A 14,740-nucleotide genomic window follows, 5' to 3' on the forward strand; every position below is an offset into this window, starting at 1 on the left:
CGATCGCCGACGGCGATCCATGGCGGTCGGCGACGCGACGCGCTATGATGAACCCAGAGCTGCCCTGTCCTCCCTATCCGGGAGTGATCGGTCATGCGCAGCGAAGCCATCGAAGATACGGTCAGCCGCCGCGGGGCGTTCCTCGAGAGCGCGTTCGCACGTCTGAGGGAAGGCGCTCTCGAGATCCTCTCGCCGACGCGATGCGCCGCATGCGAGCGGCCCGGCTCGCTGCTGTGCGACCGCTGTCGCTCCGAGCTCAGCCTGATAGATCCGCGTCACGCGTGCACCGCGTGCGGAGCGCCTTTCGGCGAGCTGGTGTGCACGGAGTGCCGTGGCTCTCCGACGGGCTTGGATCTGTGCTTGGCGGCAGCCGCCTTCGAGGGACCGCTCCGCCGCGTCATTCGCGTCTACAAGGACGCCGGCGAGCGACGTCTCGCCGAAACGCTCGCAGGTCTGATCGCCGACGCCGTCGCTCGCGCGCAACGCGCCGCTCCGCAGCGCTACCGAGGGGTGCTGCTCGAATCCGACGCCATAGTGTTCGTACCTGTTACGCAGGCGGCGCTCAGGCGGCGCGGCTTCGATCACATGGAAGCGGTCGCGCATGCCCTGGCGCGCATGAGCTCGGTGCCCGTGCTCGACGCCCTCGCGAAGCGCGGCAGCGCCGATCAGCGCGCCCTGGACCGCGTCGAGCGCCGAGCGAGCACCGAGGGCGTCTACGAGATCGTCGCCGACGTGCGCGGCCTGCGGCTCACCCTCATCGACGACGTGATCACGACCGGCGCGACCATGCAGGCGGCTGCGGACGCCCTGCGAGGCGCGGGCGCCGTAGAGATCGCGGGTCTGGCCGTCGCTCGCGTCTGGTAGCAGGCTGTGGCCTTCTGCGACCGAACTGGTATAATCCTTGTGTTCCTCCCAGGCTGTGGTTGCGGATCGGGTCTTTTCCCGGTCCAAGTCCATGATAGACGCGGTCAAAGGGATCCACGTAAGCGCGCTCATCAGCGCGCGATCATGGCGCGTCCTAGAGGTAAGTCGCACCGTCCGTTCCAGAAGAGGGCATGCGCCCCGCGGACGAGCGGGTCAGTCGTGACGAGCGCCCCGGCGCTCCGAGCAAACGCCCCGGTGCGCAGGTGTGGGGTCAAAGACCAGGTCAGCTGGGAGGACTTGCAGCAGGTGGATCATGCACCTCTCCGTGTCTGCGCGCGTCGCAGACGTTCGCGGCGGCGGGGAGGCGCGTGTTGGACGCGAAGGCGGGATTGCGAGAATGATCCGAGGCATGAAGTCACATATCGTCCGATCGGGTGTCTGTCTGTGCGCGATGGTCTGCGCGCTGTCCATGGGTGGCTGCTCGCTGCTCACCCCGACGATCTCCGATGCGCAAAGCAAGACCCACGCGACGGTGTCCGACATGATGCTCGTTCGGAGCGGAACGCTCACCGTGGGGCTCAACACCTCCGACGCGCCGCAGGCCATGATGGACTCCAGGGGAGAGTTGAACGGCTACACCGTCGACGTCGCGCGCTCGATCGCCGAGCGGCTCGGTCTCAAGGTCTCGTTCGTGAACGCCAGCTCGCCTGGCAGCGCGCTGTCGGAGAAGAAGATCGATATCTATCTGGGCACGCAGCCCGATGCGAGAAGCGATGCGCTCAAGGTGTCCGCGAGCTATCTCACGAGTGCGGTGTCGCTCTTCGGTCATGATGCACAAGAGGCGCGCTCGCTGTCCGCGGCGGATCTGAGCGGCGTCAGCGTCGGGGTGCAGGATGCCTCGGCCTCGCAGCGCGTGCTGACCCATACGGGAATCACCTCGAAGATCACGACGTTCAAAAACGTCAACGAGTGCTTCGAGGCGTTGGCGGCGGGCAAGGTCGACTATGTCGCGTGCGAGGCCACGGCCGGCGCCTACCTGGCGCGCCAGTACAGCGGCCTGGGTTTTGTCGCCGCGATCGCCTCGCCGAAGGAATACGATATCCTCTTGCGGTCGACCTCCATCGATCTGTCGGAGCGGGTCACCAAGGTCGTAGACAGCATCTCCGAAGACGGGGTGCTCGAGGCGATCCATACCGCGTGGTACGGCGAGCTGCCCATGGCCCTGTCCGACAGGCTCGTCTCCGGTATCAAGCCCGAAGCGGCCTCCGCGGATCAGGACTCGGTGCTCGACGAGCTCGGAGGCGGCACGGGGCAGACCGGCTCCGCCGGATCCGATAAGAGCGCCTCTTCCGGTGCGTGAGCAGCGCCGGCGCGTCGCCTTATCCAAGGTGCCCGGCATCGCGGCGGGACTCTTCCGGTGTCCGGGCTCACCGCTGAGCCGCCGACGGCGCGCTCGGCTTGAAATGGAGGTTTTGTCCCAGGGATCGGTGACCGGTCGCAGTCGTCTCGCTAATGGCGCGCCAGCGCCACGAAATTTGCTATTAACGGGTGCTGGGTAGAAGCTATAGGGGACACTATCCGCTGAAGAGTGAGGAGACGGTTATGGATATCAGGGTCTCGGGTCGCAAGACCACGGTGACGGATGCGCTGCGCGCCCATGTGACCGAAAAGATCGCCGATGCGCTCAAGGTGTTCGACATCGAGCCGATGACCGTCGATGCGGTGCTGCGCTATGAGAAGAACCCGTCCAATCCGCAGCCGGCCATCGTGGAGGTCACCCTGCGTGTGCGAAAATCGGTCATCCGGGCGGTCGAGCACGGCGCGGACATGTATGCGGCAATCGATCTCGCTGCGGAAAAGGTAGAGCGTCAGCTGCGCAAATACAAGACCAAGGTCGTTGACATGCGTCAGCAGGGCGCATCCGCCGCGCAGGTCGTTCCCGTGCAGCGCGTCGAGGATCTCGCCGATCTGCTTGTACCCGAGGATCAAGATGACCAGTTGGTTCGAGAGAAGATCATCGAGATCACGCCTATGTCCGAGGAGCAGGCGCTCGTTCAGATCGATCTGCTCGGCCATGACTTCTATGTGTTCGAAAACGACGCGACCGGCCTCATCAATGTGGTATATCACCGTAAGAATGGTGGATATGGCATCATCAAGCCGAAACTCGAGAGCCCAGACGAGTAAAATGTATCGTCTGGCATGAATGAAGGATGGCGGCCATCCCATGCGGATGGCCGCTTTTTGCTTGGAAAGGCGCGTATGATGAACCCGCCAGCTGCTGTTGCACGTCCCGATCGCTGCCGTATCGTGATCGACACCTGCGCCGATCTCACACCCGAGATCGCCGCGGCGCTCGACGTCGATATTCTGGGCTTTCCATATATCTTGGACGGCAAGGAGTTCATCGACGACATCTGGAGCACCATGACCCCAGAGGCCTTCTATGACAGACTGCGGGCGGGGACGCCGGCATCGACGTCAGCGGTGTCGCTCGGTCGCTATCTCGAGTTTCTCACGGAGTGCGCCCGGGAGGGGACGCCCACGGTGTATCTGTGCTTCACCTCGGCCTTGTCGTCGAGCTACGATGCGGCGTGCCGCGCCGCCCAAGATGTCCGGGAGGCCTACCCCGACTTCGAGCTCTACATCGTGGACAACGGTCTGCCGTGCGCTGCCGGCGAGCTGCTCGCCCTGGAGGCCGTCCGACAGCGCGACGCAGGGCTCAGCGCCCGAGAGCTGGCGCGCTGGGCGCAGGAGGCCAAGTTCTACGTGCACGGCTACTTCACGCTCGACAGCCTCCAGGCTCTTGCCGCCGGTGGTCGGATACCGCCGGCCGCCGCCCAGCTTTCGAGCAAGCTCGACGTCAAGGCGAATCTCACGTTCGATCGCACGGGGTCGCTGTCGCTCACCGGGGTCTCTCGAGGCCGAAAGAAGGCGCTGCGCTCGCTCATCAAGATGTTCCGCGAGAACTACGTGCTCGATCCGACGATGCCGATCGCGATCGCCTCCGCCGATGCGGAGCGTGACGCCGACTGGGTCGAGAGCGCCGTTCGCAAGGAGGAGGGCTGCGAGGACCTCACGATCATCCGAGGTGCCGTCGGACCGACGATCGGTGCGCATGTGGGACCGGGCATGGTTGCGCTTGTTTTCTGGGGGCGCAACCGAGCTGATAAGATATCTCTGACCGATCGGATCGCGCGACGCGTCCGCGAGGCGGAGGGTGTTCGCGCAAGATCCTAGCTCGCGCCTCGGCCCCTTGAAGCGAAACAGGGGGGCCGAGGCGCTCGGGAACCCATCGTATTGACGCACCCTGTTGATTGAGGAGATCATATGACAGACAGCAGACCCACCGTGGCGTTTATCGGGACCGGCATCATGGGCGCGCCCATCGCCGGCAACCTGCTTGATGCCGGCTATCCGCTCACGGTGCACAATCACACCAGATCCAAGGCGGACGGCCTCGTCGAGCGCGGTGCCCGCTGGGCGGCATCTCCCTCTGAGGCGGCTCGAGATGCGGATTTCATCTTCACCATGGTGGGCTTCCCCGAGCAGGTCGAGGAGATCTACCTTTCCGGTGACGGATTGCTCGCCGTCTCCAAGCCCGGGGCCGTCCTCATCGATCTCACCACGAGTTCGCCATCGCTGGCGCGCGACATCGCCGCAGCCGCCCAGGTCGAGGAAAAACTCGCCTTCGACTGTCCGGTGACCGGAGGCGATCGCGGCGCGATCGCGGGGACCCTCACGGCTATCGTCGGCGCGACTGAGCGCGACATCCGAAGCGTCCGACCGCTGCTCGATGCGTTCACGTCGAAGATATGCTGCTTCGGCGCACCGGGTGCCGGTCAGGCCGCGAAGCTCGCAAACCAGGTGTCGCTCGCCTCATGCATGGTCGGCATGGCCGATGCGCTCGCCTATGCTGAGAGCTGCGGGCTCGATCTCGATCAGACGCGCGATATGATCCTCGGCGGCACGGGGTCGTCCGGGGCGATGGCGCAACTCGCTCCGCTCGCGCTCGCCGGCGACTGGGAACCCGGCTTCATGGTCAAGCACTTCTTGAAGGATCTGGGTCTCGCGATCCAAGACGCCGAGGAGCACGAGGTCTCGCTGCCCGGGACCGAGACGGCCTTCTCGCTCTACGACATGCTCGAGACCATCGGCGGGGGTCAGCGCGGCACGCAGGCCATCTCCTTGTTGTATCAAGACGAGGACGCCGCCTCGGATGCGGGCCTGGATTGGTCGCTCTATACGGCGAACCATGAGCATGATAGCTGCTCCTGCGCATCCGCAGACACGTCGGATCACGATGGTTGCGCATGCGGCTGCCGCGCCGAGCGAGCCGATGAGCAGGGGTCCGAGCTATGACGGATCCGGCGTTCATCATCTGTTCGCTGCTCCTGCTCTTCTTCGGTATCTACATCGGGTTCGCGATCGGCTCGGAGTGGGCGAAGCGCGTCGAGACGAAGGCGGGTTTCTGGGGCGCCACCGTGGCATGCGTATGCGTCGCGGCGATCGCCTTCGCCGCGCTCAGCGCTCTGCCCCTGATGTACTCGGCTGTCGTCGGTCTGATGGCGGGCTGCCTCGTCGGGCTCAAGACCGGCTTCGGCTCGTCCACGGGCCCTTGGCGCGCGATAGATCATCTGTTCGGTGCGGACGAGGCCCGCCGACAGCGCGCGACACGCGGCACCCGCCGCGCTCACCGCGGAGCTCCGGGCATGCGAGATCGCGATCTCATGTCGGTTTCCGGCGGCGGGCGCGATGAAGCGAATCAGCAGACGGGTACTTCCAGTCGACGACGCAAGAAGAGGTAGGTGGCCATGACAGAAACCAACGATGTGGAGCTCAGCGCCGAGGAGCGCGAGCGACTCGAACTCGTTGAGACCGACTCGTCGGCGCTCTCAGCGCTTATCGAAGACCTGAGCAGCGCGTCTCGTCGCTCTCGACAGTTTTCCGCACGTGTCGTCGCCCTGCTCAGCGCGCGCGACCCCGGCATGGTCGCTCCGTTCGCAGCCGAGCTCATCGACGCGCTCTACCGCCCTGAGGCTCAGACCCGATGGGAGATCCTGGACGCGCTCACCTCGCTCGTTCCGGTGTGCGCAAAGGAGGTCGGGTCCGCGTTCGACGGCGCGGAGGCGGCCTTGTTCGACGAGCTGTCGCCCGCGCTCAGGCTGTCTGCGTTTCGCTTGCTCACAACGTGGGGCGCCACGGATCGCGGACGCTCGAAGAAGGTGTGGCCCATGCTGGACGAGGCCATCCAGTGCTACCACGGGGATCTCGAGTATCGCGATATGCTGGGGTGCCTGTATGTCTTCGCGTCAGGCAAGATCACCGGCAGCGTCGCCGAGGAGCTGGCGGGCCGCATCCAATTTGATGCGGAGAACGGCAAGGGCAGCTATCTCAAGGCCCGTTCGCGCGAGATCTACGATATGCTCTCGAAGCGATTCAAGTTCAACGCGCCGAAGAAGCGCGCCCGCGTGAAGCCGGCATCCGATGATGACGAGGCCGATGTCGTCCGTTAGAGATCGCAAGGATATCGTATGACGAACCTGTGCCGACCTCGTGATCGCGCGCGTTCTTTGTCCCCCTGAGATGCGACTCCGCAAATCGAGCCGCTTTTGCTGCTCTGCGATCGGGACGCCGTAGTATTCTTTGTTCATTCGCATCGCCTGGATGGGCGCACCGACAAAAGGAGTTCTGGCAGATGGGCCTTTTTCAGAAGAGGGACGAGCGGGATGAGGTCAGCGGCATCGAGATCATCGAGCGATCTGATGTTCCGGGTGATCTGCCGGAAAGCGAGGTCGATATCGTAGAGGGCGCCTCAGCCGAGGAGATATCGGCCGATCAGAGCACGGCGCGGACCGACGCGACCGACGAGGATGCCGGAAGCGTCGAGGACGCCGACACCGATGTCGCGAGCGAGCCGGATGCCGCGGAGCATCCCGACGATGACTCCGGACGGGATTCAACGGGCGACGGCGCCCGCGATTCGCGACGAGATCTGGGTCATGAGGAACCCGAGCCCGGCACGCTCGATGACGTCATCCCCGATGATCTCGACAGCTGCGATGCTCTCGACGCTGGAGATGCGGATGCGGATGGCTCGGCGTCACGCTGCGAGCCTCGAAGTCACGCCGCCTCGGAAGGCGTCGGAGGATCGGACTTTGGCTCGGCCGCGCATCGCAAGCGCCGCCGCAAGATCACCGCCTTCATCGCCGCGGCCGTGCTCGTCGTCATCGTCTGCGGCGTCGCGCTGTTCGCGCTGGGGGGCGGCTTCGCCCCTCACGGCATTCGAAAGCCTACATTCGGCGAGGACCAGCTCGCAACCGTGGTCGCCAGCTACACCTATGAGGGCCAGCATCACGTTATCACGGCGCGTGACGCCATCGAGGGGCAGGCCAGCGTTGACATGTCGAAGAATGAGGAAGGTACCTACACGACGCCTTCGGTTGAGTCGATCTTGGATGAGGTGCGCAGCAAGATCCTGACCGACGTCGCGTCCGAGCGCGGCCTCTCCGTGTCGGACAACGAGATGACCGATTACGCGCAGACGAAGATCGGCGTCAGCGATTACTCCACGATCGCGTCGCGCTTCAAGGTGAGTGAGGATCAGGCGAAGAAGATCGTCAAGGATCAGGCGCTGATCCAAAAGCTCTACGCGCAGGTCGTCGGCGATTCCGCAGCAGGAGCATCTATGCCCCTGCCGCCCGATGAACCCCCCGGGGGCAAGGGCGACGCGGCATCGAAGGGCTACGCCGACTACATCATCAAGCTCCTCGGCAAGGAGTGGGACGCTGCGAAGGGCACGTGGGCGGACGAGACCGGACCGCTCCACGCGGTCTTGAAGGATCAGCACTTCACATCGGACTCCGCCACCTATGATCAGGCGATGGCGGTATACTATGTGGCATACCAGCAATACAGTGAATCGAACTCCAAAGCCACCTCGGCGTGGAGCGATTTTCAAAATGATCTGTTCTCCAAGGTGGATATCACATTCTATGGGATGTGCGCCTGAATCTGGCTCTCCCATGTGCGCCGGTGCCGTCGAGTGCGGAAAGAACCGCCTATCTTGACAATTCAGACAAGCATCCTTTTGCAGATTCCTCTATCATTACTATGTTGAGTCGAAAATGAGATAACGGGAGTCTCTTCGACCGGAGCTGCATGATGGAACAACGAAGCGCATCTGCTGTGGCCTGAGCCATCTTTGCGATGCGAAGGGGACGCAGGAGGACCAGCGGGATGCCTAGAGCAAGGAAGAGGGGTGCGCAATGTCCGGCGAGCAAGGTCTCGCTTGTGCTGAGCATCGTTTTGTTTATGCTCGGAGCCGCGTTCATCTTCTATCCCGCCGCCTCGAGCATCGCTGCGCGCGGAGAATCAGACGCCGCACTCAGCAAGATGCGAAGGGAGCTCGTGCAGGGTTCCGCCGCACAGCAAACCTCGGTCGATGGGGGAGTCACATATCGCTCGAAGAGCAACGACTCAACCTATCTCAAGCTCCAGCGCTACAACGAGGCCGTTCGCACCGGCACCAGCCAGCAGATCAACGATCCGTTCGCATTCAACGGCGGCGAGCTCAATGATCTCGGTCTGCCCGACGGCATCATCGGCAGCATAACGATACCCCGTATGAGCGTGACCCTTCCGCTGTATCTCGGTGCGACGGACGATCATATGAACAAGGGGGCCGGCATCATAGCGGGCACCTCGATGCCGCTCGGCGAGAAGGATTCCAACACCGTGGTCGCCGCCCATCGCGGCGCCTTGCACGGTCTGCTCATGTTCAGGAATATCGAGAGCATGCAGCCGGGCGATCAAGTCGTCGTCGAGACGCCCTGGGAGACCATCGTTTACGCGACCGTCTCAACCAAGATCATCGACAAGGCGGATGCTGATGCGCTGAACATTCAGAGCGGTCGCGATATGCTGACGCTGTTCACCTGTCACCCTTACGGACAGAACTCACAACGCTACCTCGTATTCTGCGAGAAGACCGACGCCAAGCCCAAGGCAGCCGACCCAGGGGCGATCGCCGATGCGATCACGGGCTTTCTGCCGCCGACCGCATCGACCGCCTCGCCGATGCTCGTCTTCGAGGATTGGCTGCGCATCTTGGGTCTCGCGCTCACGGTCCTGTGCGGGCTCGCGATCTTGACGAGCGCGTGGCGGCTGTACCGGCAGTCGCGCGAGCGCAAGCACGCGGCGCGCGTGCGCGCGCTGACCGCTCGCAATGATGCCGAGCGCTGCCGCGAAGGTCGCGACGATCGGCAGTGACCCTTCTGCGCGGTCGCGGAGGCGCGCGTCCGTCACGTGGATGCGCAATGTGGAGAACTCGTCGCGTCTTGGCATCACATGTCACAAGGATTATACTTCGCTCGGTTTCATTACCGACTCGGTAGGTGAGGCTACCGCAGGGATACGGGTTGCTGCCGCGAAGTGATGGAGACATCACCAGCAGGCCAGCAGTCCATGTCGAGTGAAGGCATGGACTAACGCAACAGCATCGCCCTGCGAAGCCGAAACTCAGACGACGGGGTCACAGGTGCTTGTCGAGTGCCTGCATCTGCTTGCGCAATCCCCTGTCGCACATGGGTTCGGCAGGGGATTTTTCATTAAGGAGGTGGGACATGGATGACTGTTCACGAAGTCGAAGTCGCTGCTCCTTGGCAGCTCTAGCAACCGGTGCGGGCGCATGTCCCGCTCCGTGCGCGGCCAAGGCGCGCCTCTTCGACATTTCCTGATACATCCGTATGCGCAGCTGTGATCCTCACGGCTGCCGGACCCGGGACGGGGCGCTGCGCGCTGCCGTTCCACGGGAGGAATGATCGAAGATGATCAATCAATCTGCACTCACAGTGCAACCGAATACCAGAAGCGGCACCGCGGCCGATCATCGCCGCATGGCCGTCGAGGAGCGCATGGTCTTCGCCGCGCGAGCGGACGTCCCCAAGCTCTTCGAGAAGTTTTCCACCTCCGAGCTCGGAGTGCACGTGAATGCCGTCGAGGACGCGCGCGAGCGCTTCGGCGCGAACGTCGTCACGCGCGGCGATCGCGATTCGCTTGCCAAACGGCTCGTGTCCGCATTCATCAACCCCTTCACAGGAATCCTGATCTTTCTCGGCGTGGTCTCGCTGTTCACCGATGTGATCTTGGCCGAACCGGGCAGCGGCGACTTCACCAAGGTCGTCATCATCGCGGTGATGTTTCTGATCTCGGGTCTTCTGCGCTTCGTTCAGGAGATGCGCAGCGGCAACGCCGCGGAGAACCTGCTCAAGATGATCACGACCACGGCGCTCGTGAGCAGGCGCGGTGCCGATCAGCCCGAGCGCGAGATCGATATCGAGGACATCGTGGTCGGAGACATCGTCAGACTCGCCGCCGGTGACATGGTCCCCGCGGACATGCGCATCTTCTCCGCGAAGGACCTCTTTGTGAGCCAGTCGGCCCTCACCGGGGAGAGCATCGCGGTCGAAAAGATAGCTGGATCGATCGAGCCCCCCTATGACACGCTCACCGAGGTTCCCGACCTGGCGTTCATGGGCACCACGGTGGTGTCGGGCAGCGCGTCGGGCGTGGTCGTGGCGACCGGGGACGACACGCTGTTCGGATCGATGTCCCAGGCGATCGAGGAACCGGTTCAAACGGGTTTCGAGAAAGGTGTGAATTCCGTTTCCTGGCTGCTCATCCGCTTCATGGCCATCATGGTCCCTGTCGTGTTCATCATCAACGGTGTCACGAAGGGCGACTGGGTGGCGGCTCTGACCTTTGCGATCTCGGTGGGGGTCGGTCTCACGCCCGAGATGCTCCCCACGATCATCACGGTGTGTCTGGCCAAGGGCGCCACGTCGATGTCCAAGAAGAAAGTCATCATGAAGAACCTGAACTCGATCCAGAATCTGGGATCGATGGATGTGCTCTGCACGGACAAGACCGGAACCCTCACGCAAGACAAGGTGGTGCTCGAGTACCATCTTGATGTCGACGGCGAAAAATCTGATCGCGTGCTGCGCCATGCGTATCTGAACAGTCACTTTCAGACCGGTCTGCGCAATCTCATGGACTCTGCGATCATCAGCAGCCTGGAGGAGGCGCAGGCCGATGGAACGATCTCCATGGGTCTCGCCGAGCACGTTCTCAAGGTGGACGAGATCCCGTTCGATTTCGAGCGGCGCCGCATGAGCGTCGTCGTGGCCGACCGCCATGGCGCGACGCAGATCATAACGAAGGGCGCCGTCGAGGAGATGATATCCATCTGCGATTTTGTCGAGCGCGACGGACATGCCGTCGAGTTGACCGACGAGATCAAGAGATCGGTGCTCAAAAAAGCCGATGAGCTCAACGAGGACGGCATGCGCGTCGTGGTCGTCGCGCGCAAGGATGTCTCGAACGATACGGCGGATTTCGGCGTGAGGGACGAGCGCGGCATGACCCTGCTCGGCTACCTCGCCTTCCTCGATCCGCCCAAGCCCTCGGCTGCGACGGCGATAGAGACGCTCAACCGGCACGGCGTGGACGTGAAGATTCTGACGGGGGACAACGACAAGGTCACCCGGACGATCTGCCGGCAGGTGAACATACCGGTCAAGCGCATCGTCCTGGGTTCGGAGGTCGAGGCGATGAGCGAGCGCAAGCTTGCCAGCGTCGTGCGCGAGCACAACGTGTTCGCCAAGCTGTCTCCGAAGCAGAAGTCGCGCGTCGTGAGCGCGCTTCGCGAGAACGGCTCCAATGTGGGCTATATGGGCGACGGCATCAACGACGCCGCGGCCATGCAGGCGGCGGACATCGGGATCTCTGTGGACACGGCAGTCGACGTCGCGAAAGAGTCCGCCGACGTCATCCTGCTCGAAAAGGATCTCACAGTCTTGGAGTCAGGCATCATAGAGGGCCGCAAGACCTATGCGAACATGATCAAGTACATCAAGATGACCGCCAGCTCGAACTTCGGCAACGTGTTCTCCGTGCTGCTCGCCAGCGCGTTTCTGCCCTTCGAGCCGATGGTGGGTCTGCAGCTCATATTGCTGAACCTGATCTACGATCTTTCATGCACCGCCATCCCCTGGGACAACGTGGACAGCGACTATCTGCTTGTTCCGCGCCGCTGGAACGCGTCGAGCATCGGCCGGTTCATGCTGTGGATCGGTCCGACCAGCTCGGTGTTCGATATCACGACGTATCTGCTGATGTACTTCGTCGTGTGCCCGGCGCTGACGGGAGGGCGCCTGTTCGGCGATATCACGGATCCCGCGCTCGCGGCGACATATATAGCGCTGTTCCAGTCGGGCTGGTTCATCGAGTCCATGTGGACGCAGACGCTGGTGATTCATATGATTCGCACGCCGAGGATCCCATTCATCCAGAGCCGCGCCGCAGCTCCTCTGACGCTGCTCACCGTCGTCGGCATCTCGGTGCTGACCGCAATCCCGTTCACGCCGTTCGGCGCCGGTATCGGTCTGACATCGCTTCCGTTCATCTACTTCCCCGGCCTCATCGTGACCGTGATGCTCTATATGGGCCTGGCCCAGATCGCAAAACGTCACTTCATCGCTCGTTACGGCGAGCTGCTCTGAGTCGCGCTGCTGTCGCGCGCAGATCCGGTCTGTGAAAATATGCCGTTTGTCTGCGCGCGATCCCATGCGGGACGCGTTTTCCGGGGAACCGTCTATGGTTGGGTCTGTCGGCAGGGGCGCGCCCGCGTCGCGCCTCGCAGGATTCAAGACGGGAGCTGGGTCGCGATGGATCAGCCGCGTGAGCCGCGAAAGAAGTCATCACGTGCGCGCCTGCTGAGGCGCGTCGTCTCAGGGATGCGCGACCCGTCCGACCGCGCGGTCAGACGATCTCGGGAGGAGCGCGAGGCGCGCAGGCGCGAAGTGCTCGACCGGATAGACGAAAGGCGACGGCAGGCGTCCGCGCGCGAGACCAAGCATGCTTGGATCGGCCTGCCCGAGGCCAAGATCGACCTCAAGGCAGAGCTCGCCCGCCTGAAGGATCTTCGCCGTCGGACCATCGTCCGCAGGTGCGTCACGCTCTCCTCGGTCGTTCTCTCGGCATTTTTGCAGGCGTACACGATTCAGGTTTTCGTGCAGCCCGCTGGTCTGCTCTCGAGCGGTTTCACGGGACTGGCGATTCTGATCGATCGCGTGACCTCGCTGTTCGGGGTCTCGTTTCCCACATTCGCCGGCATGCTCGTTTTAAACGTTCCGGTGGCGCTCCTGTGCTGGAGAAGCATCAGCAAGCGCTTTGTCATCTTCTCCATGGTGCAGGTGGTGTCCGCGAGCATGTTTCTGAGGTTTCTGAACTTCGCGGCCATCATCAGAACGCCGATGCTCGAGGTTGTGTTCGGTGGCTTCCTCTATGGATTCTCCATCGCCCTCGCTCTGCGCGGGGGCGCATCCACCGCGGGTACCGATTTCATCTCGCTCATGGTCTCGAACAGAACCGGAAAGTCGATCTGGGGATCGGTCTTCGTTGGGAACTGCATCGTCCTCGCCGTATTCGGTGCGCTGTTCGGTTGGGAGGCCGCAGCGTATTCGATTATATTCCAGTTCATCTCGACCAAGACCATCGAGATGTTCTACCATCGCTACGATAGGCTGACGCTGCAGGTGATAACCCAGAAACCAGATCAGATCCTCGCCGCCTACAACAGGGTTCACAAGCATGGCTCATCGGTCATGGAGGTGCTCGGCGGGCGCAGTCGCGATCGCTACTGGCTGATCAACACCGTCATCTCAGCCTATGAACTCGATGACGTCATCCAACTCGTGCGCGTCGAAGACGGCGGGGCCGTCGTGAACGTGATGCGGACCGAGAACTTCTTCGGCAACTTCTATCGGCCGCCGATCGATTAGCCGCGCCGCAGGCGACATCAGGGCCTCTGGGAATCCGCACCGGCCTCGGCGATGAGCCGATCGACGCGTCGATCGTAACGCGCGAGCGCGGTCTCCCATCCCCGGTATGCGGGGTCGCCGCGATGATCGGGCAGGTTGTACCTCGAGCTCAGGATCTCGCCGAGGGAGGCGGAGACCTTCTTCGCCCCGAAGATGTTCACATGATCGCCAAAGTCTCTCGTGTCATGGCTCCAGTCCACCCCGGTGTCATGCTTCTCATCGTTGAGGTCGATGTAGTCCACATGCAGTTCATCGGCGATCTGCTGGATTCTTGCGTGCCGTGCGTCATTCATGTTCTTCATGCTCGGCACGGTCGCGATCACGAGTTCGCTTCCGTGGTCGCGGCAGATCCGAGCGATATCGGCGATGTAGAGCCGATTGATCCAGGGCAGCTCGGCATCGCTCCTGACGCGGTTCATGTCGGCCAGCGCATCGACCGGCTTAATCGAGGCGTTCAGGCGAAAGCCCTTGAGATCGTCGGTCCAGGTGTGGCGCAGCGGCCCCAAGAGGTCCTGCGGGCCCAGGCTCTTCCAGCGGTCATGGTACTCGAAGACGGGGAATACATCCTGTATCTCGCGCTTGAGACCGTCAGCCGCCGTGAAGGGATAGAAGAAGCAATCCGACTCGAGTACGACGACCCGGGGATGCTGTCGCGCGAGCGCGCGCAGCAGCAGCGTGCGCGTGTAGCACAGCTGCTGGGCCGTCGTCGAGCACGCATAGGAGGTGAATCCCCGCTCGCCCCACATCTGCAGCGGCGAGACCGCGCTGAACACCTCGCTGTCACCGATGAACACGGCGTCGATCGAGTCGTCCGGCTCACCGAGCACGCCATTCGCCCGCGCCTCGATCATACCGAATTCGGCTTGGTTGTTCTTGGGCTCCACGATGTAGGACGCCGCCGAGAGAACGCCAGCGCCTCCGGCGAGGGCGACAACCAAAGCGAGCGCCGCGCGAGCGCCGCGCGCGCGGAATCTGAGATCGACCATCGGTCC

At 62.9% G+C, this 14,740-nt stretch carries 12 protein-coding genes and 1 riboswitch; of the genes, 11 read left to right on the forward strand and 1 reads right to left on the reverse strand.

Annotated elements, in window-relative coordinates; genetic code table 11:
- The first annotated feature begins 93 nt into the window (after positions 1-93).
- The 11 genes from CORGL_RS02210 to CORGL_RS02265 all read left to right on the forward strand — a co-directional run bounded on the left by CORGL_RS02210 (position 94) and on the right by CORGL_RS02265 (position 13,709).
- Complete coding sequence (locus tag CORGL_RS02210; protein WP_013708293.1) at positions 94-864, forward strand: ComF family protein; 771 nt, start codon at positions 94-96, stop codon at positions 862-864.
- 409 nt (positions 865-1,273) lie between these two features.
- Positions 1,274-2,224 (forward strand): substrate-binding periplasmic protein, encoded by a 951-nt coding sequence (locus CORGL_RS02215; protein WP_041738530.1) that lies wholly within the window; start codon positions 1,274-1,276, stop codon positions 2,222-2,224.
- 242 nt (positions 2,225-2,466) lie between these two features.
- Entirely contained in the window at positions 2,467-3,051 is a 585-nt protein-coding gene (gene hpf / locus CORGL_RS02220; RefSeq protein WP_013708295.1) for a ribosome hibernation-promoting factor, HPF/YfiA family, read from the forward strand.
- A gap of 78 nt (positions 3,052-3,129) precedes the next feature.
- Positions 3,130-4,104 carry a DegV family protein gene (locus CORGL_RS02225; RefSeq protein WP_013708296.1) on the forward strand — a complete coding sequence of 325 codons (975 nt, stop codon included), beginning with the start codon at positions 3,130-3,132 and terminating at the stop codon, positions 4,102-4,104.
- A gap of 90 nt (positions 4,105-4,194) precedes the next feature.
- On the forward strand, positions 4,195-5,226 hold the full coding sequence (locus tag CORGL_RS02230; RefSeq protein ID WP_013708297.1) for an NAD(P)-dependent oxidoreductase: 1,032 nt from the start codon (positions 4,195-4,197) through the stop codon (positions 5,224-5,226).
- Positions 5,223-5,672 carry a hypothetical protein gene (locus CORGL_RS02235; protein WP_013708298.1) on the forward strand — a complete coding sequence of 150 codons (450 nt, stop codon included), beginning with the start codon at positions 5,223-5,225 and terminating at the stop codon, positions 5,670-5,672. The genes CORGL_RS02230 and CORGL_RS02235 overlap by 4 nt, the downstream gene beginning before the upstream one ends.
- A gap of 6 nt (positions 5,673-5,678) precedes the next feature.
- Positions 5,679-6,380, forward strand: coding sequence for a hypothetical protein (locus tag CORGL_RS02240; protein ID WP_013708299.1), 702 nt, complete (start codon positions 5,679-5,681; stop codon positions 6,378-6,380).
- Between the two features lie 182 nt (positions 6,381-6,562).
- Entirely contained in the window at positions 6,563-7,876 is a 1,314-nt protein-coding gene (locus tag CORGL_RS02245) for a hypothetical protein (protein ID WP_013708300.1), read from the forward strand.
- A 227-nt stretch (positions 7,877-8,103) separates the two neighbouring features.
- The gene (locus CORGL_RS09310) at positions 8,104-9,135 is read left to right on the forward strand and encodes a class C sortase (RefSeq protein ID WP_013708301.1); all 1,032 of its coding nucleotides are present in this window, start codon (positions 8,104-8,106) and stop codon (positions 9,133-9,135) included.
- A gap of 110 nt (positions 9,136-9,245) precedes the next feature.
- Positions 9,246-9,404, forward strand: a riboswitch (M-box (ykoK) riboswitch).
- Positions 9,405-9,692: 288 nt separating this feature from the next.
- A complete protein-coding gene (gene mgtA, locus CORGL_RS02260) occupies positions 9,693-12,428 on the forward strand; it encodes a magnesium-translocating P-type ATPase (RefSeq protein ID WP_013708302.1) in 2,736 nt (911 codons plus the stop codon).
- A gap of 165 nt (positions 12,429-12,593) precedes the next feature.
- Positions 12,594-13,709, forward strand: a complete 1,116-nt coding sequence (locus tag CORGL_RS02265; RefSeq protein WP_013708303.1) for a YitT family protein — start codon at positions 12,594-12,596, stop codon at positions 13,707-13,709.
- Between the two features lie 17 nt (positions 13,710-13,726).
- Here CORGL_RS02265 and CORGL_RS02270 read toward each other — a convergent pair whose 3' ends face one another.
- On the reverse strand, positions 13,727-14,734 hold the full coding sequence (locus CORGL_RS02270; RefSeq protein WP_013708304.1) for a hypothetical protein: 1,008 nt from the start codon (positions 14,732-14,734) through the stop codon (positions 13,727-13,729).
- Positions 14,735-14,740 lie beyond the last annotated feature (6 nt).

The sequence above is a fragment of the Coriobacterium glomerans PW2 genome, assembly GCF_000195315.1.
Classification (GTDB): Bacteria; Actinomycetota; Coriobacteriia; order Coriobacteriales; family Coriobacteriaceae; genus Coriobacterium; species Coriobacterium glomerans.